Source organism: Geomonas diazotrophica, from assembly GCF_019063885.1.
GTDB lineage: Bacteria > Desulfobacterota > Desulfuromonadia > Geobacterales > Geobacteraceae > Geomonas > Geomonas diazotrophica.
Window position 1 is genome coordinate 393550 of sequence record NZ_CP077684.1, and the last position, 23256, is coordinate 416805.

Below are 23256 nucleotides of genomic sequence, written 5' to 3' on the forward strand. Positions count from 1 at the left end.
CCGGCAGCGCCCCGGCGTGTTTTATTTTTATAATGGCGATCTAAATTCAGAGACTCGTTAAAATTCAAATGGTTGCATCGGGGCTGCCGCGGCGGCCCGCTTTGCGGTGTTTTATTTTCGTCAAAAACGTAAAATGACGATTTGTCATGCAAAACAGGCAAACCGTATATAACATAATGTTTTATCAACTGTTTTTGGAACTTTTCCCTTGTAAAACAACTGCCGCGCCCATATATTTCAGGACGACAAAAAAACATGAGCGCCCCGCAGGGGGCAAGAGGAGAACCCAGATGCAATGCCCGGTATGTAAGAACGACGAACAAAACGCGATGGACCTTCGCTCCGGTGCCTTTAACGAAGACCTCAAGGAATGCCCCACCTGCGGCACCACCTGGTCCGTCAACCACGGCATGATGGCCATCGTGAAGGATCCGCTGGCCGACTCCTTCCTGGAGGCCCTCTCCTCCGACAACATCTGCTTCGCTGCGGCCTAGGCGCTCGAAAAAAATAACTGACCCGGCCTCGTGGGCGGGGTCAGCGAATGATCAGAGGGCTCCGGATGTCACCATCCGGAGCCCTTTCTGCGTCTTGGTCTAGAGTACCGCCTTCAGGTACTCGGAGGTCACGTTGCGCTTTTCCTTCTCCAGCGCGTTCACGTCGACTTCCACGAACTTCTCGTCAGGGGTGACCTTGAAGAGCGGCTGCCCCTTGGAAACGATGGTGCCGTCGCCCGAGGTGACCAGGATCTTGTCGATGGTTCCGGCGAAAGGTGCGTACACCTTGTTGAACATCTTCATGACCTCGATGATGTACAGCGGCTGCCCTTTTTCGAAGTGCATCCCCTCGGCGACGAAGGGGGGCATGCCCGGGGCTTCCTGGCCGTAGTACATGCCGCCGCAGGCGGCGACGATCTCGTCGGCCTTGGTTGCCGGCGGCGGGACCAGGACCTTCTTCATGCGGGCCTGGAGCTCGGGATCGTTGAGGTAGTCGGGGATGGTGATCTCAAGGTCCTCCTCGACGCGCAGGTCCCAGAACTTGGTGTTCTGCCCGACCAGGAACAGCGTGCCCAGCAGTTCCAGGCCCGCCTCGTAGCCGAAGTGGGCGGAGCGGATCTCCTGCCAGGTGTGGGCGTCGAAACCGCCCTGCGGCTCCTCCTTGTTGACGATCTCGTTCAGGGTGAAGTACTCGTCGCGGGCCAGGCCGAAGTGCTCGCGCAGGGTCCTCGAGAAACGGAGCGCCTGCTGCAGGAGCTCGTTGTCGTGGCTCCAGATGATCTCCGCGGCCGGCTTGTGCGGCCTGTGGTTCATGTGCAGGTACTCGTAGGTCTCGTTCAGGACGCCTACCGGGTTTCTCAGCCAGACCACCTTGCCGTTGTCGATCCGGAAGTTCTTGGTGTTGATGGAGAGCCAGCCGGAGAGCAGGTGCGGGTCGCCCAAGAGCCTCTCGATGGGGCGGATGATGAGGGTCCCCTTGCGGTCCAAGAGCGAGGACATGTTCTTGGACTCCTTGGCCTGGACCTCGGGCTGGTCTGCGTAGGCCTCGGCGACCCGCTTGGCGTACTGCTTCTTCATCTGCAGGAAGGCGTAGACCGGGTCGAGCTTGTTGGACTCTTCCTTGAGTGTACCCACCAGGGTGAGGTAAGGGACCACGAAGCGGGTGGTCGGCTTGGCCATCACGTTTCTGCCCAGGAACCAGTTGACCAGGCCGTAGTGGAACTCCAGGTTGGTGGCGAGGTCGGAGCCGCGCAGGGTGGTTGCGCGCAGCACTTCGGACATCTTGTCGTAGCTGGTCTTTCTGTCTTCACCGGTGGTGAGCAGGAGGGCGATGTTGGAGTCGTAGGCGCCGGCGACCTTGTACTTCATGAAGATGCCGGTGTCCGGGTTCACCATGCTGATACCCTGGTCGTCGCGGATCTCCCCTTCGATCGGCTTGGACCAGTAGCGGATCATCCCCCCCGCGTGCGGGGAGAGAGAGGCGTCGGTTGCGTTCAGGCGGGCCTCGACGGCGGCGTTGAAACGGACGAAGCGCTGCGGCTTGGGCACCCGCTTCTTGTGGCGGGCGAGGATCGCCATCGCTTCCACCAGGCTCTCCACCACGAAGAAGTCGTTCGGATCTTCCGGGTTCACGAACTTGAGCGCGTAGCAAAGCTCGGTGACGCGGTGCTCCACCTGGATCCTGGTGTTGACCTCCATGAAGTAGTGGCGGTCGCGGTCCACGATGCACTCGAAGGTCGAGGCGGAGTCAAGGCCTACCGCCTTGCCGAAGCGCTCGGACTCTTCTTCCATCCTCTTAAGGACCTTCAGGTCGCTCTCGAGCGCCTTCACCTCGGCCTTCCTGCCGGCGATCTTGGCCTCCTCGATGGCGGTCATCAGCCCTTCCTGGGTCACCGACACCTCGAGGAGCTTCTGCTCGTGCATCTGCAGGGAGCAGTCGCGGCCCCCCAGGGCGATGCACCAGTCGCCGTTGCCCAGAAGCTGGATCTCGTTGTGCCTGGTCTGCTCGATGTTGAGTTCGACGAGGACGTTCTTGTTGTCGCCCACGCCGTTGGCCTTCACCTCGTTCAAGATCTCGCGCACGAGGCCCGGGGCTTCGGAAGCCGCCTTGGCGATGTCGGCGTCGGTTGCGTTCTTCTTGGTCAGAAGGTCCGCCCCCAAAAGGCGCTGCCCCTTGCCGCCGCCGCCGCCGATGGCCTTCAGGCGGACGCGGGACTGCGGGTGCTTCTTAAGCATGGCAGCGCACTCGGCCTCCACCTGGGCGCAGAGCTCCTCGATGGAGAAGAGGTCGATCCCCTTGTTGTAGGAGGCGTACAGGATGTGGTCGGCCAGGTCCTCCAGGGAGAGCTTCGCGTCGGCGAGCACCTTGGCGTCGCACTCGAGCCCGTCGGAGGCGACCAGCGCCAGGAGCTTCTCGCGGCTGCCGTGCTTCTTCACCAGGGTGCGGGCGGTGACGTTGTCGATACCGGGGGTGACCGAGACGTTGACCGAGAGGGCGGTCCTTTTCGCCTCGTCCTTCTTCCCGGCGCCGGTCTGGGTGGCGGCGCAGGGGCCGATGAAGTTGAGCCCCGCCTTCTCGATGGCGCCGACGAACTCGTCGTCCTCGGCCATGAAGCCGTAGCCTGCGAAGATGGCGTTGTAGCCGTTGTCCAGCGCGATGCTGATGATCTGGTGGATGCGCTCGACGCGCTCCTCCTTGCTGGCGCCGGTGTAGTCGGGCACGCGGTGCACGCGGGTGGAGTCGGTCAGGGTGCGCAGCTCCGGGGCCAGGGCGTTCGGATAGACGATGGAGTCCTTCTCTGAGAGGAGGATGCCGTAGTGGGTGATCCCCATCTCCTGGTAGACGTCCATCGCTTCCTTACGGATCGGGCCGCGGCAGACGACGAGCGGCTTCAGGTCTTCGCAGGCAAAGGAGCGGACCCATGCGGACGGGGACGCGGAAAGCCTGCGGTCCCGGTGGATCAGCGGGTTCTTGGTGTATTTTTCGGACGTGTGTGCCATCGTTTTCATCTCCGTAACGTTATAAAGCGCGGACGAGGGGCGGGCGCCCTGGCGTGCCAGCGCACCCTGCCCGAATCCTGCCGACTCGGGAGCAAGGCTCCCCCCCTGCGCGATTCCAATTCCCATATCAGTAGTCGCCATTAGTGGAACTCCCTTTGTACGGACTGCATCGGGCCCGGTTTGTAGTGACGCAGGAAGAAGTTGATGTTCTCGCCAAGCACCTTCCTCAGGTCGGTCGGCATGACCAGCGAGGAGATGGAGCCCAGGGAGAGCGCCTCTTTCGGGTTCATCAGTTCCTTCTCGTAGCGGGAGTTGAGGAGCGCCTCCTCTGCCTTGAGCCAGTCGGCAGCTTCCTTCTCGGCATCGATTTTGGCGAGCTCGGGCTTGACGCCTGCATCGACCCTCTCCTGGGTGCCGCGCTTGACCCGCTCGATGACGGCGTTCCTGATCTTTCTCAGTTCGTCCTTGTACACGAACTCCTTGCCTGCCGGCCCCATGACCGCGAGGCGGGTGGTGGGGAGGGCGAGCACCAGGTCGGCGCCGGTCGGGTAGTTGTTGTAGGAGGCGTAGGCGCCGCCGTAGGCGTTCCTCAGGATCAACAGGATGCGCGGGGTGCGGATGTCGACGATCGAGTCGAGCATGGCGCGCCCTGCCTGGACGATGCCGCGGGCCTCCTGCTCGCGTCCCGGGAGGAAGCCGGTGGTGTCTTCCATGAAGATCATCGGGATGTTGTAGATGTTGCAGAAGCGGTTGAAGCGAGCGATCTTGTAGGCCGCGTCGCAGTCGATCTGGCCGGAATCGACGGCGGAGTTGTTGGCGACGAAGCCGACCACGTTGCCGCCCAGGCGGCCGAAGGCGGTGACCACGTTGCGGGCGCGGTCGCGCTGCAGCTCGAAGTAGTCGCCGTGGTCGCAGATCTGCTGGATGATGATGGAGACGTCGAACGGCGTGTTGAAGCCGGTCGGGGAGTTGAACGCCTTTTTGAGCAGGGTGTTGATCTCCCAGGTCTTCCTGTCCAGCGGATCGCTGGTCTCCTGGTAGGGTGCCATCACCGAGTTGTTGTCGGGGAGGTAGTTGAGGAGCATGATCGCGGTCCTAAGGGCCCCGACCTCGTCCTCGACGGTCAGGTCGGCGACGCCGGACTGCCCGTGCACCTTCGGTCCGCCCAGATCCTCGGGGGTCACGTCCTCGCCGAGCACGCTCTTCACGACGCCCGGACCGGTGAGGCCGAAGAAGGTGTCCTTGGGCTGGATCACGAAGCTCCCCTGGCGCGGCAGGTAGGAGCCGCCGCCGGCGTTGAAGCCGAACATGCACATGATGGAGGGGACCACGCCGGAGATCTTCCTGAGCGCGGTGAAGGCCTCGGCGTAGCCGTCAAGGCCACCCACGCCGGCCGGGACGAAGGCGCCCGCGGAGTCGTTCATGCCGATGACCGGGATCCCCTTCTCGCCCGCCATGTAGAAGAGGCGGGCCAGCTTGTTGCCGTTGGTGGCGTCCATGGAGCCGGCGCGCACGGTGAAGTCGTGGCCGTAGACCGCGACGTCGCGGCCGTGGATGTTCAGGATGCCGGTGACCAGCGAGGCGCCGTCCAGGTTCTTGCCCCAGTTCTGGAACAGGATGTTGGGCTCGGCCTCGGTCAGGACGCGGATCCTTTCCCATACGGTCATGCGCTTTTTAAAGTGCTGTTTCTCGATCTGGTCGATGCTCACCGACTTGACGGGGCGCTGGATGAGGTCGTAGCCTTCCTTCATCGCCTCTTCGTAGCCGCCCGTCGCGCGGGAAATCTCGCCGGGGATGTTGAACTCGACCTTCTCCGCTACGTCAAACGGGTTCTTCAATGAGGGCTTGATCATTTTATTCGACATTGTTGGCATCCTTCCGGGCGTTGGGATTTTGCATCTGTTTAGGGGGGGCTGTGAAGCTCATCTACTTCCTCCTGGCGTTGATATTAAAAAAGTGTTGCACTCTTTGGTCAGTTAGCGAAAACGTCAACCTCCGAACGGCAAAAGGGGGCGTCCCCGTCGGAGAATTTTTTTAGTCTCCCTGAAGGCGGAGGGCAGGGAGGCGTCGGCCGCCGGTTGCCGTGGGGATGCAGGACCCAGGTGCCCGGAGGAGAGATGTTGCTCTATTGCGGGTATTTAGTGAATCTGAAGGGGTTGTGGCGCAAAGAAAGGTGCTTTTTGGCCGGGCAGGAGGATCGTCCTTAGCCTATCGAGTAGTATCGAAATTTCATTTTGACTAAATACCGTTTCGGGCTGATTTAACCTGGCCTGGGTGCGCCGCGACGGCTAATGAGGCATAGTAAAACGAACTATTGTTTTACTTTTTCAGCGCGTACCCTTCATAAGGTTTTGCTTGGCTTTTGTCAATAAGAAAAAGAGCGTATACGGCTAAAGTGTCGAAACTACGGAGGGTTGTATAGCGAGGCTAAAAAAGAGGGGGGAGGCGGCTGACAGCGGTTAGCTGTCAGCGCCTTATTTTGCGGGCAAGGAGCTCGACGGTATGCAATACCCTCGTTTTATCCCCCGCCTGTTTCAAGCCGTCGGAGAGCTGCATGATGCAGCCGGGGCAGCCGGTGACGACGGCGTCGGCACCGGTCTCGATGATCGCCTTGCTCTTGCCGGCGTTGATGTCGAGGGAACTCTCGTAGTGGTAGACGTTGAAGGTGCCCCCAAGCCCGCAGCAGCGGTCGGCCCCCTCCATCTCCACCAGTTCCAACCCCGGGGTCTGCGTGAGCAGGGTGCGCGGCTGTTTCGCGATCCCGGCGGTCCGGTGGTGGCAGGGGTCGTGGTAGGTGATGCGCATCCGCTGGCCGGTGCCGGTATCCTCGGGATGGAGCCCAAGCTTCTGCAAAAGCACCGCCGCATCCACCGTTTTATCCGCCACCGCCTGGAGCCGGGCCTTGAGCTCCGGGTTTCTCTTGCCGATCACCAGCGGGTAGAGCTTGTGCAGCGCGCCGCCGCAGGTGGCGCAGGCGGTCATCACGTAGTCCGCCTGGTGCTTCTCGATCGCCGCGAGGTTCTGTTCGGCCAGTTCGCGCACGGTCTCCAGGTCGCCGCCGGACATCCCGGGGAGGCCGCAGCACTGCTGTCCCTGCGGGATGATCACCGTGCAGCCCAGGTGACGGAACAGCGCCAGGGTGGCCTCGCCGATCTCGGTGTAGACGAAATTGGTCATGCAGCCGACGAAGAAGACGATGGTCGGCTTGCCCGGCTCGCCCTTGATGATTTCGGGATGGCGTTTCATAAAGGGCTTCTTGGCGATCTGGGGCACGTGACGGCTGCCTCCCAGAAACGGCATCGGGAACCGGAGCCTGAGGCCCGAGGTGCTGGGGACCTTGCGGAAGAAGACCGGTCCCAGTACGGCTGCGGCCAGCGCCCCGAAGTTCATCAGCTTGCGGTTCTTGATCACCTGCGCCACCGCCTTGTGGAAGGTGGTAAGGCCGCGGCGCTGCGCCAGCGCCTCGCGGGCGGCGATGACGATCTCGTCGGTGGGGACCTGGTTCGGGCACTTGTCGACGCAGCTGCCGCACAGAAGGCATTTGGACATGGCCGAGTAGGTACCGTCGTCGAGGGTGATGTCCCCCTTCATCAGGTGCTGGGCCAGGGCCACCTTGCCGCGCGCCGTTGCCGGCTCGCGCTGGAAGGTGCCGAAGGCTGGGCAGTTGGCGCGGCAGGCGCCGCACTTCACGCATTTCTTCATCTCTTGAGCTACCCGCTCGAGCGGGTCGGTTTGCTTCTTGGTCATGCTTTGTTCTCGCTTCTAGGAACAATGGGAACTATGGGACGCATGGGAGGTCCGGGGATAATGGGACCCCCATGGTCAATGGTCCATTGTAAATTGTCGATTGCCTTTACGGCAGCATCTTGCCCGGGTTCAGGATGTTGTTCGGGTCCAGCGCGGCCTTGATCGCCTTCATGGCGGTTATCTGGTCCGCGTTCAGCTCCAGGGGGATATAGGGCTGCTTGGCGAGCCCGACGCCGTGTTCGCCCGACATGGTGCCGCCAAGGTCAAGAGCCGCCTGGAACACTTCCTTGATCGCCTCGTGCGCCTTCTCCAGCTGACCCGGCACCGACTTGTCGATCATGATGTTGACGTGGATGTTGCCGTCGCCGGCATGCCCGAAGTTGACGATGGGGATGTCGTAGCGCTTCTGGATCACCTCGATGCGCCTGATCACGTCGGGCACCTTGCTTCTTGGCACCACGATGTCCTCGTTGAACTTGTCCGGGTTCACGTCGCGCAGCGACGGGGACACCAGCCGGCGCACCCGCCAGAGCTCCTCGCTCTCGGCGGCGTCCTTGGCCACCCGGAACTGCACCAGTCCCAGCGGCTCGATCAGCTTGTGGATCTGTCCGGCCTGCTTCTCGATCAGGTCGCGGTCGCCGTCCACCTCGATCAGCAGCACCGCCCGGGCGCTTTCCGGCATGCCCAGGTTGAAGCGGCGCTCGACGCAGGTGAGCGTGGCATGGTCCATGAACTCGAGCGTGGTCGGGATGATCTTGTTCTTGATGATGGTGGAGACCGCGCGCGCCGCCCCGTCGATGGAGTCGAACACGGTCAGCATGGTCTTCTTCGAGTCGGGGTAGGGGAGGAGCTTGAAGATGATCTTGGTGATGATCCCCAGGGTTCCCTCGGAGCCGCACAGAAGCTTGGTGAGGTCGTAACCGACCACACCCTTCACCGTCTCGCCGCCGGTGCGGATGACGGCGCCGGTCGGCAGCACCACCTCGAGCCCCATGACGAAATCCTTGGTGACTCCGTACTTCACGGCACGCGGGCCGCCGGCGCACTCCGCGACGTTCCCCCCCAGGGTGGAGAACTTGAGCGATGCCGGGTCGGGGGGGTAGAAGAGCCCAAGTTTCTCGACCGCCATCTGGAACGCCTCGGTCACCACTCCCGGTTCCACCTCGGCCACTAGGTTGTCGGTGTCAATCCTGAGGATGCGGTTCATCCTGGTGGTCACCAGCACCACGCCTCCCCCCTTGGGGAGGGCCCCGCCGGTGAAGCCGCTGCCGGCGCCTCTTGGGAACACCGGGAAGTTTTCCTGGTTGGCGAGCTTGAGGATCCTCGACACCTGTTCGGGGCTGTCCGGGTGCACCACGGCGTCCGGGAGAAACTCCATCTGGGTGGCATCGTAGCCGTAGCAGATGAGGTCCTGCGCTCCGGTGGCGATGTTTTCGGCTCCGACGATGTCGGTGAGTTGCTGAAGTGTGCGTGCGTCTAGCATCTAGTAATTTCCTTTCGTCAATTGCTCCTCCCCCAGGCTGGGCGGGGACGGGGCGCGGCTTTCTTGATCAGGTCTGCATAACCGGCAGCACCGTTCCCCCTTCGGGGATCAGGTACGCCCGGTACTGTTGCGAAAGCATGGGGGCTGCCAGCTCCAGCGCCTCGTCGAGCGCGCCCGCCGGAATCATCCCCATGGTGCGCACCTCTTCGGCAGGGAGCTTCGACACCAGGATGATCCTGAAGCGCTTCGCTTTCTCCTTTACGGACCAGGCCGTCTGGCCGTTGATCTCGTAGTGCTTCCTGAGGGCGGATTCGAGCTCCGCGCAGCTTTCATAGCCGAACCAGTTGAAGAAGGTGGCGTTGCCGTAGCCGTCGCGGCACTCGGCGAGGAGGATCATGACTCCCCCCGGCTTGAGGGCGCGACTGGCGTACTCCATCGACTTGTGGGCCTGGATCAGGTTGATGTCCTTGGGGAAGCCCCCGCAGGACACCACGACCAGGTCTCCCTTCTCGGCGATGGGAGCGGAAAAAGTGTCGTTGTAGAAGCGGCACCCCGCCAGGTGCGCGGTCTGCCAGTCGCCGGCAAAGGCGGCGATGATCTGCTTGTCCGGACCGAGGACCGTATTAAGGATGAAGTCGGGTCCCACCATGCCGCACGCCTCCAGCATCGCCTCGTGCACCGGGTTCCCCTCCAGGCTCCCGGTCACCGCCTTCGGGTGCCTGCCGCTTCCCTCCTCCGGGTTCAACAGGGAGAAATGGCTCGCCATGCAGCTCTGGCGGCTTGAGACGCCGGGGAGGATGCTCTTGCGGCCGCCGCCAAAGCCAGCGAAGTAATGGAAGGTGACTGCGCCGGTCAGGATGACCCGGTCCGCATCGGCCACCCTGCGGTTCACCTCAACCGGCACGCCCCGCAGGGTGTCGCCGAGGTAGACCAGCTCGCCGGGGTCGTCGCAGTCGTGGTCGGTCACCTTGATCCTGCCGTACAGTTCTCCCACGATTTTCTTGTGCTCGGCCGGGGTCTGCTTGCGGTGGATCCCCAGCGCGATGACGATCTCGATGTTTCGGTCCTTGATGCCGATGGAGTTGAGCCGTGAGACCAGCAAGGGGAGGTAGACATCGCTCCCGGTGGGGCGGGTCACGTCGGAGGTGACGATTACCACGCGGTCGCCGGGGGCAAAGCTCGCCAGGGATGCGCCGCAGCCGTCGAGTGCGCGCTCGACCAACTCGAACGGCGTTCCCTGCCGCTGCAAAGGGCGGGGGCGCAGCACGGAGAGGAGACGTTCCGGAGCAAGCTGGACATTATAGCTGTGATCGCCACATTTAAGATCAAGCATCGGGTTATGATACATATTCGACCTCCGATACGCAACTGTTTACCAGATCGAGCCGGCGGTTAAGGAATTGATGTGACTGGATTAGATGCTCACATGAAGGATGAGAGGTAAAGGATAGGAGCTGACCGATGCTTATTCGCCCCCATCGGTGGACTGTCTGATCTCCCCGCTCCCTTGACGCGAGGAAAGGCGGCACGGCAATGAGATAGCCACATGGCACATCAACGGCCCCCTAACCCCCTCCCGCAACTGGAGGGAGACGAATATGCCTGGCAGTGACACATTTGAGGTGCTGCTGGAGCAGGCGGATGGGTGGCCGCAGCGAAGTATACGGCGGTTTGATAAAAATATTTTAAGAAACGCCTGCTTGGGGTATGAATTAGATTGACAAAATGGGGTATTTTCGATAACAATCACCCGTTTTTATGACTGTGTTCGGAAGGCACGCCTTTTTTTGAGGCATATCTAAATAGGAGGATTTTTTTCAATGGAACAGTATGCAGTAGTCTTCGCCCTGGTCTGTGCCGCGGCGGCAGTCGCCTACGGCCTGATCTCGGCCCAGTGGATCCTGGGGCTTCCCCAGGGTAACGAGCGGATGAAGCAGATCGCCTCCGCGATCCAGGAAGGCGCCGGCGCCTACATGAAGCGTCAGTACACCATCATCGCGGTGGTGGGCGTTGCCATGTTCGTGGCCCTCTTCGCCTCCCTCGGCTGGAAGACCGCGGTCGGCTTCCTGGTCGGCGCCGTGTTCTCCGGTCTCACCGGCTTCATCGGGATGTTCGTCTCGGTGCGCGCCAACGTGAGGACCACCGAGGCTGCCAAGTCCGGCATCCACAAGGCTCTCAACGTCGCCTTCAAGGGGGGCGCCATCACCGGCATGCTGGTCGTCGGTCTGGGCCTTCTGGGCGTGGCTGGCTACTACATGTTCCTACAGCAGGTCATGCCGGGCGCTCCGGTCAAGGAAGTTGTCGGCCAGCTGGTCGGCCTCGGCTTCGGCGGCTCGCTGATCTCCATCTTCGCCCGTCTGGGCGGCGGTATCTTCACCAAGGGCGCTGACGTCGGCGCCGACCTCGTTGGTAAGGTCGAAGCAGGCATCCCCGAGGACGACCCGCGCAACCCGGCCGTCATCGCGGACAACGTGGGGGACAACGTCGGCGACTGCGCCGGCATGGCCGCCGACCTCTTCGAGACCTACGCCGTCACCCTGATCGCCGCCATGCTGCTTGGCGCCATCAGCTTCGGCAACCCGGGCGCCGTCAGCTACCCGCTGATCCTGGGCGGCATCTCCATCATCGCCTCCATCATCGGCACCTACTTCGTCAAGCTGGGCGCCTCCGGCAAGATCATGGGCGCTCTCTACAAGGGTCTCATCGCCTCCGGCGTGATCGCTTGCATCGCCTTCTACTTCGTCACCGTGCAGATGTTCCCGCAGGGCCTCGCCGAGGCCAACGGTGCGGTCATCTCCGCAACCAACATCTTCATCTCCGCCATCGTCGGTCTGGTCGTCACCGGTGCCATCTTCTGGATCACCGAGTACTACACCTCGACCGAGTACGCTCCGGTGAAGCACATCGCCGAGGCCTCCAAGACCGGCCACGCCACCAACATCATCGCCGGTCTCGGCGTCTCCATGAAGTCCACCGCCCTTCCGGTCATCGTGATCGCTGCCGGGATCGTGGTTGCTTCCAACTGTGCAGGCGTGTACGGCATCGCCATCGCCGCCGTTTCCATGCTCTCCCTTACCGGTATCGTCGTCGCCATGGACGCCTACGGTCCGATCACCGACAACGCCGGCGGCATCGCCGAGATGGCTGAACTGGACGACTCCGTCCGCGCCGTCACCGACCCGCTCGACGCGGTCGGCAACACCACCAAGGCCGTAACCAAGGGCTACGCCATCGGCTCCGCCGGTCTGGCCGCCATCATCCTGTTCACCTCCTATGTCCAGGAGCTGACCATCGCCGACAAGACCTTCTCCCTCTCCGATCCGAAGATCATCGTCGGTCTGTTCATCGGCGGCATGCTCCCCTACTACTTTGCCGCTATGTGCATGGAAGCCGTCGGCAAGGCGGGCGGCGCGGTCGTCGACGAGGTTCGTCGCCAGTTCCGCACCATCAAGGGGATCATGGAAGGTACCGGCAAGCCGGACTACGCTGCCTGCGTCGACATCGTGACCAAGACCGCTCTGAAAGAGATGGTCGTTCCGGGCCTCATCCCCATCCTCGCTCCGATCATCGTCGGCTTCACCCTCGGCCCCAAGGCCCTGGGCGGCGTCATCGTCGGTTCCATCGTCACCGGTATCTTCGTGGCCATCTCCATGACCACCGGCGGCGGCGCTTGGGACAACGCCAAGAAGTACATCGAGGACGGCTACCACGGCGGCAAGGGTAGCGAAGCCCACAAGGCTGCCGTTACCGGCGACACCGTTGGCGACCCGTACAAGGACACCGCCGGCCCGGCGGTCAACCCGATGATCAAGATCATCAACATCGTGTCGCTGCTCATCGTTCCGCTGCTGAACAAGATGTAGCACCGGCTTTTGCTGAAGCGAAAAAGGCGTCCCGGATTTCCGGGGCGCCTTTTTTTATGCGGCCGCCTTCACCCCCTCTCCCGGTGGGAGAGGGTGGCCGAAGGCCGGGAGAGGGAGACGCAAGCAGCAGAAGCGGTGCACGGCGGAGCACCCTCACCCCCTCCCCTCTCCCGGTGGGCGAGGGGAGAGCCCGGTGCTGGCAAGGTCCCGGCTAAAATTCTGAAATTACACGGAAAATAGTCGGTGTCCAATGCAATCGTCAAGTCTCGATCGAAATCTCACTATTTTGGCGGAAATAGTGCAATCTTGGCGGAAATCTCACTATTTTGCCGGAAATAGTGCAATCTTGACGGAAATCTCACTATTCTGCCGGAAATAGTGCAAACCTGATCCGGAATTGCACTATTTTTTTTGGAATAGTGCAAACCTGATCCGAAATTGCACTATTTTTTTTGGAATAGTGCAAACCTGATCCGGAATTGCACTATTTTTTTGGAATAGTGCAAATCTGATCCGGAATCTCACTATTCTGTTGGAAATAGTGCAAACCTGATCCGGAATTGGACAATTTTGTTGGGAATAGTGAAATCTCAAACGGGATTTGCACTAATCCGTTTGGAATAGTGCAAACTGGCGATGGGACTTACGCTGTTTTGCCGGGAATGGTGGATTCCTCAGTGGAATTGGGGTGTACCATCCGGAGGGAGGGTGATGTGTACGGAAAGAGCGGGGGGGCGTCGTAAATTGCGTAGCCGCCTGCCAGGCTCCAGCGAAAGGTTTCGAGAATCGCTTGTGACAGGGGGGGGCGTCGCGCGTTCCGGCAGGAGTCACCTCTAAACCGTTTCGTCCCATCGCTACGCCTGGGGCTGGTATCCTTCTGTTTCCTTGCGGGATGCTTTTTTCTTCGCGGGAGTTCTCTCCGCCACGACCTGCCTGAACCTCTCTTCGCCTAGTTTCCTTCTCATCCCCTCCAGGTAGAGGCGTTCGTACTTCTCTGCTGCGTCCTCCCAGGTGAACCTCTTGGCCATGGCGTTTTTTCGCAAGGCCGCGATACCCTCGGGGTCGTGGTACCAGGTATGCACCGCCCAGCCGACCGTGTCGAAGAGGGCGCCGGCGTCCAGGTTCCAGAACTTGAACCCGTCTCCGCTACGGGTCGTCGGGTTGAAGTTCTCGACCGAATCGTCCAACCCGCCGGTGGCGCGCACGATGGGGAGGGTGCCGTAGCGCATGCTGTACATCTGGTTCAGACCGCAGGGCTCGAACGCGGACGGCATCAGGAAAAAGTCGCAGCCGGCCTCGATACGGTGGGCAAGGCTGTTGTCGTAGCCGATGCGGCAGGCGAAGCGGTCTGGGCGGTCGGCGGCCATTCCGCCGAAGTAGAAGTGGGCCCAGGGCTCGCCGGCACCGAGAAGAACCAACTGGATGTCGAGTTCGAGAAGCCGCGGCAGCGCCTGCGCCAGGACGTCGATCCCCTTTTGCTTGACCAGGCGCGACACCATGCCAATCAGCGGTACGTCCTCGCGCTCGGGAAGCCCCAGCGAGCGCTGCAACTCCCTCTTGCAAACGGCCTTGCCGCCCATGTCCCGGGCGCTGAAGTTGGCGGGTAGGAGGCGGTCCTCCTCCGGGTTCCACTCATGGTAGTCGACGCCGTTCAGGATGCCGGAGAGCACGTCGGAGCGCTGGCGCACCACCGCTTCCAGTCCCCAGCCGTACTCGGCGGTCTGGATTTCGCGCGCATAACCTTCGCTGACCGTGTTCAGCACGGTGGCGTGGTAGATCCCTCCTTTGAGGAGGTTCACCTGGTTGTCCATCTCCAGTTCCAGGAAGGTGAAGTGGTGCCATCCGATGCCGAGAACGTCCATGGCACCCTCGTAGAAGCTTCCCTGATGTTGCATGTTGTGGATGGTGAGCAGCGAGGCGGCCTGCGAGAGGTGGTGGTCGTGGCGGTACCAGGTGTTCATCAGCACCGGCACGGCCGCCGTGTGCCAGTCGTGGGCGTGCACCAGGTCGGGGGTGAACTGGAGCATCTTGCAGAGCTCGAGGCTCGCCTTGGAGAGGAAGATGAAGCGGTTGTCGTTGTCGAGGTACCCCTGGTTGTCCCTCTCGTAGAGGGAATCGCGCCCGTAGAAGTCCTCGTGCTCGAGGAAGTAGATGGGGACCTTGGAACCCGGCATGGTACCTTGGTACACGCCGCAGTACATGTTGCCGATGACCCCCATGGGGACCACCAGCACGCCGGGGAGCCGGCGCAGTTGGTAGCGTTCACGGTCCACCTTGTAGTAGCGGGGCATCACCACGCGAACGTCGTGGCCGCGCGCCTCGAGGTACTTTGGGAGTGCGCCGACCACGTCGGCCAGGCCGCCTTCTTTAGCGAACGGGACCGCTTCGGAGGCGGTTATCAGGATGTTCAGACGCATTTCGATCGGCTCCTGTGGCGGGTCTTGTGGCGTCAGGCCTTACCAAAAATACCAGATCAAGAGGTGAGGCGCAATGAAGTGGTGTTAATTATCCCGACGTTTGTTCCACCTTCATGCTGCGCAGCACCGCCACCCGGTCCACAACCGGCGGATGGCTATAGTAGAAGGCGGCGTAGAACGGGTGCGGGTGCAGGTTGGCCAGGTTCTCTTTTGAGAGCTTCACAAGGGCCGAGGCGAGGGCTTCCGGGGTGCCCGAGAGCGAAGCCGCGAACCGGTCGGCTTCCCACTCGTTGCGGCGCGACAGCCAGGCGCCGACGGGGGTGAGCGGGAAGGAGACGATGGAGAAGATGAAGCTCACCATGAGGATCTGGGCGAGGAACGAGGCCTCAGGGAGGCCGAAGAGTTGCGGCAGCCCCCCCCATGCGATCACCTGGTGCACCAGGTAGAAGAGCGCCAGCGCGGAAGCCTCCATGAGCGCCAGCCGCTTCCAGATGTGCCCCTTCTTCCAGTGCCCCGCCTCGTGCGCCAGGATGGCCAGGACCTCCGGGCGCTCCATCTGTTTCAGGAGCGTGTCGTAGAGGACGATCCGCTTCACCCTGCCGATGCCGGTAAAGTAGGCGTTGGAGTGGAGGCTGCGGCGGGAGGCATCCATCTGCTGCACGTCCTTCACCCTGAGGTCGGCCTTTTGCAGCATGCCCCGGATTTCCTCTTCCAAATCGGGGTCACCCAGCGGTTCAAACTTGGAGAAAAGCGGTTCGATCAGGTAGGGGGACACGTAGATCATGACGATAGAAAAGATGGCGAAGAAGGCCCAGACCCAGAGCCACCAGAGCGCGGGCGAGTGCCGGACCAGCAGCAGCGCCGCGCTTATCACGATGGCGGTGAGGGCTGCCGAGACCAGGGTCGATTTCAGGAAGTCGGAAATCCAGAGGCCCGGCGTGGTGGTGTTGAAACCGTAGCGCCGCTCCAGTCGGAAGGTGCTGTAGAGCGAGAAGGGGATGTCCAGCACCTCCTGGACCAGGGTGAGGACCAGCATGAACAGCACTCCCCGGAGCACGAAGGAGTCGGTCAGCGAGGCGATCCAGTGGTCGTAGAGCGGCAGCAAGGGGGTGAACATGAAGATGATCAAAAGCGCGCTGTCGTAGACGGAATCGACCAGGGCGAGCCGGCTCTGGGCCAGGGTGTAGCTTGCAGACTTGGCGAGGGCCTCGGCGTCGACGGCGTCTTCAAACCCTTGCGGGACGGTGCAGCCGCAGCGCCGGAGGTGGCGCAGGTTCAGGTAGCGCAGCAGGCAGGCCGCAGCGAAGCGTGTGAGGTAGAGGGCGATCAGCAGAGTTGTGGTAGACATGTCTCGTTCCCCGTGGCGGCTCCTTGACCTTCTGCCCCCCCCTTCCGTCCTCCCCCTTTCTGGGTGAGGAGCTGGTGTCGGGGTAGTCATCAGAGCCTTGGGCGCTATTAAAAAAGGCCCTCCGTGTGGACGGAGGGCCTTTCCCTGGTTTGACTGCGGGGCGTGTTACTTCTTGACGCTCCCCTTCTCGATGATGGCGGTGTACTTGTAGCCGCCGCCGAAGTCCTTGTCCTTGGCGAGGATGCCGGAAACGGTGATCACATCCCCCTCTTCCGCGTTGTCGGTGGTGGTCACGACGAGGTCGTTGGTCTTTTTCTTGTCGTTGCCGGTGCCGTCCTGCAGGTGCAGCCAGTTCTTGCTCATGATGCCGCTGGCGACCTTCACCACCTGGCCGCGTACCTCGATCTGCTTGCCGTTCAAAGAGCCGCACTTGGCGAAGATCTCCTCCACCGTGTAGGCGTTGGCGCCGGTTGCCTTCTCCACCTTGATCTTCTCGCCGGGAGCGGCCTTCTTGGCCTCCTTGGCGGCGGGCTTGGCGGCACCACCCTTGATTTTCGGCGCGTTGCAGAACAGGATGGTGTCGAAGGTGCGTTTCAGGGTCTTGCTCTGGAAGTTGGTCATCGGCATGCAGCCCTGGAAGGACAGGGTGTCGCCGACGCGGGTCTCGAGGACCGGGTAGGCAACCCAGGTCTTGGTTCCGCCGGCCACCTCGAGGTTGGCGTAGGTGTAGCCGCCCCCGACCATGGTCTCGACGACCTTGCCGGTCGGGTTGGGGTTGATCTCGGCGGCCCCTGCCCCAGCCGGAGCCGAGCCCCCCATCATCATGGAGTGGTCGCTCTTGGACATGGACTTGGTGATGGCATCGACCTTGGATTCCGCCTTCTCAGGCGCCTTCGGCGCGGCGACCGCTTCGACTTTGGCATCTGCCTTTTCAGGCGCCTTGGGTGCGTCAGCACAGGTCCCGGCCACCGGCAGTGCCAGCGTGACGAGGACGGACATAATGGTGGAATAACGCATCATCTAAGACTCTCCCCCGCATCGAATTGCCGCTTGAGCGGCGCAAAACTGAAGCCTAGCGCCGGGTACGATAGCAGCTTAAGCATGAAATATCAATTTGTTAATTTTCGCTTATCGTATTCGCTATTTTCCGGTGATGTTCAGCGAGTTTCCGTCGCCTGCCAGATCGACCCGGACGGTGTCTCCGGGGCCGAACTTCCCTTCCAAGAGCATGAGCGCAAGCGGGTCCTGGATCTTGCGCTGCAGGGCCCGTTTCAAGGGACGCGCGCCATACGCGGGGTCGTACCCCTCCCGCGCCAGGAACTCCCGTGCCTGATCGGTGACCTCGAGGCCTATGCTCTTTTCCTCCAGCCTTTTGGTCAGGGATTGCAGCTGAATGGAGACGATCTCCTTGATGCGCTCCAGGGGAAGCGCGTGGTAGATCACGATCTCGTCGACGCGGTTCAGGAACTCCGGCTTGAAGGCCTCCCTGAGCGTCTCCATGACCTCGCCCTGCATCTTGGCGTAGTCGGTGGCGCCGTACTGCTGGATCCACTGTGAGCCCAGGTTGCTGGTCATGATGATCACGGAGTTCTTGAAGTCGACCGTCCTTCCTTGCCCGTCGGTCAGCCTGCCGTCATCCAGGATCTGCAGGAAGACGTTGAAGACCTCGGGGTGCGCCTTCTCTATCTCGTCGAAGAGCACGATGCAGTAGGGGCGTCGGCGCACCGCCTCGGTGAGCTGCCCTCCCTCCTCGTAGCCGACATACCCCGGGGGCGCGCCGATCAGGCGGGCCACCGTGTGTTTCTCCTGGTACTCGCTCATGTCGATGCGCACGATGGCCTGGTCGTCGTCGAACAGGAAGGAAGCCAGGGCCCGGGCCGTCTCGGTCTTGCCCACGCCGGTGGGGCCCAGGAATATGAAGGAGCCGATGGGGCGGTTCGGATCGGAGAGGCCGCTTCTGGCGCGGCGCACCGCGTTGGCCACCAGGGTCAGCGCCTCGTCCTGGCCCACCACCCGGCTCTTAAGCCGCTCTTCCATGCGCACCAGCTTCTCGCTTTCGGTCTCCAGCATCCGGTTCACCGGGATGCCGGTCCACTTGGCGACCACCTCGGCGATCATCTCGGCGTCGACCTCCTCCGGAAGCATCTTCCCTTCCTTCTGGATCTGCTCAAGGGTGAGGCGCTTGTCCTCCATCTCCTTCTCGATGGCGGGGATTTCGCCGTACCGGATCTCGGCGGTGCGGGCCAGGAGGCCGTCGCGCTCGGCACGTTTGGCTTCCTCAGCCTTGTCCTCCTTGCGCTGCTTGAGCTCGCCCAGTTCCTTCAGGATGGTGGTCTCCTTATGCCAGTGGTCGTGCAGTTCGGCCGACTGCTTCTTGAGGCCGTCCAGTTCCTCTTCCAGCTTTTTCAGGCGGTCCAGCGCCTTGGCGTCCTTCTCCCGAAGCATGGCCTGGCGTTCGATCTCGAGCTGGATGATGCGCCGGTCGATCTCGTCGATCTCGGTAGGCTTGGAATCTATTTCTATCCTGAGCCGGGAGGCCGCCTCGTCGATCAGGTCGATCGCCTTGTCGGGGAGAAACCGGTCCGTGATGTAGCGGTCCGAGAGGGTCGCGGCGGCGATGATGGCGGAATCCTTGATCCTGATCTTGTGGTAGTTCTCGTACTTCTCCTTAAGGCCGCGCAGGATGGAGATGGTCTCCTCAACGCTGGGCTCCCCGGCATAGACCTGCTGGAAGCGCCGCTCGAGCGCGGCGTCCTTCTCGATGTGCTTTCTGTACTCGTTGAGCGTGGTGGCGCCGATGCAGTGCAGCTCGCCGCGGGCGAGCGCGGGTTTCAGCATGTTGGAGGCGTCCATGGCCCCTTCGGCCGCACCCGCGCCGACCAGGGTGTGCATCTCGTCGATGAAGAGGATGATCTTCCCCTCGGAGCGTGCCACCTCCTTGATCACGGCCTTGAGCCGCTCCTCGAACTCACCGCGGTACTTGGCGCCGGCGATGAGGGCCCCCATGTCGAGCGCCATGACCACCTTGTCCTTGAGCGTCTCGGGTACGTCGCCCGAAACGATGCGCTGGGCGAGCCCCTCGGCGATGGCGGTCTTGCCGACCCCCGGCTCGCCGATCAGGACCGGGTTGTTCTTGGTGCGGCGGGAGAGCACCTGGAGCACGCGACGGATCTCGTCATCGCGCCCGATGACCGGGTCGAGTTTCCCCTGGCGGGCCAGGTCGGTCAGGTCGCGGCAGTATTTCGCCAGCGCCTGGTATTTCTGTTCGGGATCCTGTTCGTTGACCGCCTCGCCGCCGCGCAGTTCCTTGAGCGCGGAGAGGATGCCGTCGCGGGTCACGCCGTTTTGGCTCAACAGCCGGCCGCTCGGGGTCTCCTTGGACGCGACCAGCGCCAGCAGCAGGTGTTCGGTCGAGACGAAGGAGTCGTGCATCGCGTCCGCTTCCTTCTGGGCCTGGTCCAGGATGCGGTTGAGAGCGGCCGATAGGCCGACCTGCGCCCCGCCGGTCACCTTGGGGAGGCGCTTGAGCACCTCGCCCACGCTCTCGCGCAGGCGCGGGAGGGGAGCGCCGATCTTCTTGATGAGATCGGGCACGAAGCCCCCCTCCTGGTCGACCAGGGCCAGCAGCAGGTGTTCCGCTTCTATGCTGGGGGCCGACATGGCGAGGGCATTTTCGTGCGCCGTCGCGATGGCTTCCTGCGTCTTCACCGTCATTTTTTCGGGTCTAATCATGGGGTTGCCTCCTAAGTCTTAAAAGAAGATAGGGAGGGGAGGGGGGCGTGTCAAGGTAGGGGGCGGTTTTTAGCGTGGCGTGCGATGGCCCGGCGGAGGAACCACCATCGCGGCAACGCTTGTCGTGCGCGAAAAGATATGGCATTATCCGGCAGCGATATGGCAGAGCCGTGGCACCGGAGTCTCGGGATGTACGATGGCGAGCTGCCGGTGACAAGGGTGTGAGGCTTGCAGGGGAGCTGAGTTGGCAAAGTGGCATTGCAACGATAACGGAACAGGCGCCGAAGGCAATCAGGATGCCGAGCTGGAGCAGGAGCCGACGGCCGAAGACGAGCTGGATGATGACCTCGACCTGGCGGAGGACGAGCATCTATTCTACGGCGAGGATCCGGACGCACTTCTCGACGATGATCCGGATGACGGCGAGGAGTTGGTCTGGGATGCCGACGAGCTGTCGAAACCGGTTGTCGCCACGCCGGGATGCGCCGTCAGTTTCTTCGTGGACAACAAGCGCCACCACGCCATCTGTCTCGCCGTAATCGGTGACGAGGTGCTCCTTGAGCACAAAGACGCGACCCGGTGCTTCCTGTTCATAGGCAAGATAACGGAGATAGTGCCGCGCATCCGCCGTGGGGTCGTCTCCGCCACCATCACCGTTGGTGCATTGAAACGTTGCCGTTACCGGTCGGTTCCCAAGAAGTGGCTCCAGGAAATGATAAGGGGCGGCCAGTCCTGGAAGGGGATCGAGGGGCCGGGTAAGGTGGCGCCGGCTCCCGGTGAACTCCTGAGCGGCCAGATGGAGCTGTTTTAGATTTCGGCGTGCGAGGGCGTTACAACGAAGTGAAGAGATCGCAGTTGCCGGCGCCCCACCCTGCCTGCTCCCGGGGGGAGGGTATCCTGTGATGCGGATCGTGATAGGCTGCGGGGAAGAAGTAACTTGGTGGGAAAAGTGAAAGGGGGCAGGGACCTTTACGGTGCCTGCCCCCTTTTCATTATTTTACTTTCCTCATCCAGCCGAACTTGTCTTCGATCTTGCCGGTCTGGATGCCGGTCAGGGTGTCGTAGAGGGTCTGGGTGTGCTTGCCGACGCCGCCGTTGCCGACCTGGACGGTTTCACCGGCATAGCAGAGCGTGCCCACCGGGGTCACCACTGCCGCGGTGCCGCTGCCGAAGGCTTCGGTGATCTTGCCGCTCTTCAGGTCCTGCATCAGGTCGTTGACGTCGATCTTGCGCTCCTCGACCTTGAGCCCCATGGACTTGGCCAGGGTCAGCACCGAGTCGCGGGTGATGCCGTGCAGGATGCTCCCTTCCAGCGGCGCGGTCACGATGGTGTCGCCGTAGGCGAAGAACATGTTCATCGAGCCCACTTCCTCGATGTAACGCTTGTGTACGCCGTCCAGCCAGAGCACCTGGTCGTACCCTTTCTTCTTCGCTTCGAGGCCTGCCTTCAACGAGCTGGCGTAGTTGCCGCCGGTCTTGGCTTCGCCGGTGCCGCCGGGGGTGGCACGTACGTACTTGTCCTCCACCATGATCCTGACCGGGTTGAAGCCGTTGGCGTAGTAGGCGCCGACCGGGGAGAGTATCACGTAGAAATAGTAATGGTCCGAGGGCTTGATGCCGACGTGCGGTTCCACGGCGATCATGGCGGGGCGGATGTAGAGCGAGGTCCCTTCACTGCCGGGGACCCAGGCGCTCTCCTGGGCTACCAACTGCTCGATCCCCTTTACAAAGAGCTCCTCCGGGACCTCGGGCATGCAGAGCCGTTCGGCGGAGTGGTTGAAGCGGCGTGCATTCATCTCCGGGCGGAACAGCGCGATGGTGCCGTCCTCCCACTTGTAGGCCTTCAGCCCCTCGAAGATTTCCTGCGCGTAGTGCAAAACGAGCGCCGCGGGGTCGATCTGGAACGGTTCGTACTTCTTGATCCGCGCATCGACCCACCCCTGACCCTCTTTCCACTCGACCAGCAGCATGTAATCGGTAAAAATCCTGCCGAAGCCCAGCTGTGACTCGTCGGTATACTTGGCCTTCTTCTCCCCCTCGCTAATCGGTATTACCCTGATCTCCATGTGGCAGAACCTCCGGTTTGTCGGCGCCAGGCGTCGCTTATTTGGATCTTTTCGTTTACCACATTCGCGACGGCAGGCGCAAGTAATTTAACCCCCTATATTACGGGGCATCCCCTTGATTTTTTACATGCCGCTTGATATATTTATTGGCGCTCAGGAGTTGAGAGTGCTAACAAGCAGAAGGCAAAACCAGCACTCACAAGGGAGAGACCAACATGACACACGCAATGCCGGTACCTATAGACAGCCTTACCCTGTACCTCACGGAAATCAACCGTTTTCCGCTTCTGTCGGCGGATGAGGAGATGGATCTGGCCTACAGGTTTCGGGACGAGGGGGACCTGGAGGCAGCGCACAAGCTGATCACCTCGAACCTCAGGTTTGTCGTGAAGATCGCCGGGGAGTACCGCTCCTACGGCATGAAGATGCTGGACCTGATCCAGGAGGGTAACGTCGGCCTGATGATGGCCGTGCGCAAGTTCGACCCTGCCAAGGGGGTCCGTCTCATCTCGTACGCCGTGTGGTGGATCAGGGCGTACATCCAAAACCACATCATTTCCGCCTGGAGCCTCCTGAAGATCGGCACTACCCAGGCGCAGAGAAAGCTCTTTTTCAAACTGAACCAGGCCAAGCAGGCGATCATCAACATGACCGGGGAGGGAGACCTCCACGCGGCGGCGATCTCGCTGGACGTGAAGGACACCGAGGCACAGGAGATGGAACAGCGCCTGAGGGGCGAACTCTCGCTGGACGTGGAGATGTTCGAAGGGGAGGGTGCCACCTTCCTCGAGAGCCTGCCCGACCTGCGCCAGAACCAGGAGGAAATGCTGGCCGAACGCCAGGAGGCCACCATGCTGGAGCGGAGCGTGGCGAGCGCGCTCGAGCAGCTGAACGAGAAGGAGCGCTTCGTCATCGAGCGCCGGGTCTCGGCCGACCAGCCGCTCACCCTGCAGGAGATCGCCGACCACTTCTCCATCTCGAGGGAGCGGGTACGGCAGATCGAGGAAGGGGCACTGAAGAAGATGAAGCGCTTCCTGACCCCGCTGGTGCTGGAACAGGCGGCATGAGCACGAGCCGCATCGCAATTATAGAAAGGGCGTCTTCCC

General features: G+C 61.9%; 14 protein-coding genes. 4 read left to right on the forward strand and 10 right to left on the reverse strand.

Annotated features, from left to right (window positions below):
* Positions 1 to 290: 290 nt before the first annotated feature.
* Entirely contained in the window at positions 291 to 494 is a 204-nt protein-coding gene (locus tag KP003_RS01705; protein WP_216497405.1) for a hypothetical protein, read from the forward strand.
* A 99-nt stretch (positions 495 to 593) separates the two neighbouring features.
* Here KP003_RS01705 and KP003_RS01710 read toward each other — a convergent pair whose 3' ends face one another.
* From KP003_RS01710 to KP003_RS01730, 5 genes are all read right to left on the reverse strand, one after another.
* A complete protein-coding gene (locus tag KP003_RS01710; protein WP_216497404.1) occupies positions 594 to 3494 on the reverse strand; it encodes an ATP-binding protein in 2901 nt (966 codons plus the stop codon).
* Positions 3495 to 3634: 140 nt separating this feature from the next.
* Positions 3635 to 5359 carry an acyl-CoA carboxylase subunit beta gene (locus tag KP003_RS01715; protein WP_216497403.1) on the reverse strand — a complete coding sequence of 575 codons (1725 nt, stop codon included), beginning with the start codon at positions 5357 to 5359 and terminating at the stop codon, positions 3635 to 3637.
* A 601-nt stretch (positions 5360 to 5960) separates the two neighbouring features.
* Entirely contained in the window at positions 5961 to 7241 is a 1281-nt protein-coding gene (locus KP003_RS01720) for a (Fe-S)-binding protein (protein WP_216497402.1), read from the reverse strand.
* A gap of 106 nt (positions 7242 to 7347) precedes the next feature.
* Complete coding sequence (locus KP003_RS01725; protein ID WP_216497401.1) at positions 7348 to 8724, reverse strand: FAD-binding oxidoreductase; 1377 nt, start codon at positions 8722 to 8724, stop codon at positions 7348 to 7350.
* Positions 8725 to 8791: 67 nt separating this feature from the next.
* Positions 8792 to 10072, reverse strand: a complete 1281-nt coding sequence (locus KP003_RS01730) for a lactate racemase domain-containing protein (RefSeq protein WP_217300236.1) — start codon at positions 10070 to 10072, stop codon at positions 8792 to 8794.
* A gap of 472 nt (positions 10073 to 10544) precedes the next feature.
* Here KP003_RS01730 and KP003_RS01735 point away from each other — a divergent pair, with 472 nt between their 5' ends.
* On the forward strand, positions 10545 to 12587 hold the full coding sequence (locus KP003_RS01735) for a sodium-translocating pyrophosphatase (RefSeq protein ID WP_216497399.1): 2043 nt from the start codon (positions 10545 to 10547) through the stop codon (positions 12585 to 12587).
* A gap of 854 nt (positions 12588 to 13441) precedes the next feature.
* Here the strand turns inward: KP003_RS01735 and glgA are convergent.
* The 4 genes from glgA to clpB form a co-directional block, all read right to left on the reverse strand.
* Positions 13442 to 15004, reverse strand: a complete 1563-nt coding sequence (gene glgA / locus KP003_RS01740) for a glycogen synthase GlgA (RefSeq protein ID WP_216497398.1) — start codon at positions 15002 to 15004, stop codon at positions 13442 to 13444.
* An 88-nt stretch (positions 15005 to 15092) separates the two neighbouring features.
* On the reverse strand, positions 15093 to 16352 hold the full coding sequence (locus KP003_RS01745) for a M48 family metallopeptidase (RefSeq protein WP_216497397.1): 1260 nt from the start codon (positions 16350 to 16352) through the stop codon (positions 15093 to 15095).
* A gap of 165 nt (positions 16353 to 16517) precedes the next feature.
* Positions 16518 to 17372 (reverse strand): DNA-binding protein, encoded by an 855-nt coding sequence (locus KP003_RS01750; RefSeq protein ID WP_216497396.1) that lies wholly within the window; start codon positions 17370 to 17372, stop codon positions 16518 to 16520.
* Positions 17373 to 17492: 120 nt separating this feature from the next.
* Positions 17493 to 20084: an ATP-dependent chaperone ClpB gene (gene clpB / locus KP003_RS01755; RefSeq protein WP_216497395.1), complete on the reverse strand. Its 2592-nt coding sequence runs from the start codon at positions 20082 to 20084 to the stop codon at positions 17493 to 17495.
* Between the two features lie 244 nt (positions 20085 to 20328).
* Between clpB and KP003_RS01760 the strand changes: the two genes are divergently transcribed.
* The gene (locus KP003_RS01760) at positions 20329 to 20895 is read left to right on the forward strand and encodes a hypothetical protein (protein WP_236026713.1); all 567 of its coding nucleotides are present in this window, start codon (positions 20329 to 20331) and stop codon (positions 20893 to 20895) included.
* Positions 20896 to 21076: 181 nt separating this feature from the next.
* Here the strand turns inward: KP003_RS01760 and KP003_RS01765 are convergent, their stop codons facing one another.
* Positions 21077 to 22150 (reverse strand): branched-chain amino acid aminotransferase, encoded by a 1074-nt coding sequence (locus KP003_RS01765; protein ID WP_216497394.1) that lies wholly within the window; start codon positions 22148 to 22150, stop codon positions 21077 to 21079.
* Between the two features lie 215 nt (positions 22151 to 22365).
* On the opposite strand from KP003_RS01765, the gene rpoH reads away from it, so the two are divergent.
* Entirely contained in the window at positions 22366 to 23217 is an 852-nt protein-coding gene (rpoH, locus tag KP003_RS01770) for an RNA polymerase sigma factor RpoH (protein ID WP_216497393.1), read from the forward strand.
* Positions 23218 to 23256: the final 39 nt, after the last annotated feature.

Bases quoted from the DNA above. Each gene is read 5' to 3' on its own strand.
- KP003_RS01705 (WP_216497405.1), top strand. From the start codon at position 291: ATGCAATGCCCGGTATGTAAGAACGACGAACAAAACGCGATGGACCTT.
- KP003_RS01710 (WP_216497404.1), bottom strand. From the start codon at position 3,494: ATGGCACACACGTCCGAAAAATACACCAAGAACCCGCTGATCCACCGG.
- KP003_RS01715 (WP_216497403.1), bottom strand. From the start codon at position 5,359: ATGTCGAATAAAATGATCAAGCCCTCATTGAAGAACCCGTTTGACGTA.
- KP003_RS01720 (WP_216497402.1), bottom strand. From the start codon at position 7,241: ATGACCAAGAAGCAAACCGACCCGCTCGAGCGGGTAGCTCAAGAGATG.
- KP003_RS01725 (WP_216497401.1), bottom strand. From the start codon at position 8,724: ATGCTAGACGCACGCACACTTCAGCAACTCACCGACATCGTCGGAGCC.
- KP003_RS01730 (WP_217300236.1), bottom strand. From the start codon at position 10,072: ATGTATCATAACCCGATGCTTGATCTTAAATGTGGCGATCACAGCTAT.
- KP003_RS01735 (WP_216497399.1), top strand. From the start codon at position 10,545: ATGGAACAGTATGCAGTAGTCTTCGCCCTGGTCTGTGCCGCGGCGGCA.
- glgA (WP_216497398.1), bottom strand. From the start codon at position 15,004: ATGCGTCTGAACATCCTGATAACCGCCTCCGAAGCGGTCCCGTTCGCT.
- KP003_RS01745 (WP_216497397.1), bottom strand. From the start codon at position 16,352: ATGTCTACCACAACTCTGCTGATCGCCCTCTACCTCACACGCTTCGCT.
- KP003_RS01750 (WP_216497396.1), bottom strand. From the start codon at position 17,372: ATGATGCGTTATTCCACCATTATGTCCGTCCTCGTCACGCTGGCACTG.
- clpB (WP_216497395.1), bottom strand. From the start codon at position 20,084: ATGATTAGACCCGAAAAAATGACGGTGAAGACGCAGGAAGCCATCGCG.
- KP003_RS01765 (WP_216497394.1), bottom strand. From the start codon at position 22,150: ATGGAGATCAGGGTAATACCGATTAGCGAGGGGGAGAAGAAGGCCAAG.
- rpoH (WP_216497393.1), top strand. From the start codon at position 22,366: ATGACACACGCAATGCCGGTACCTATAGACAGCCTTACCCTGTACCTC.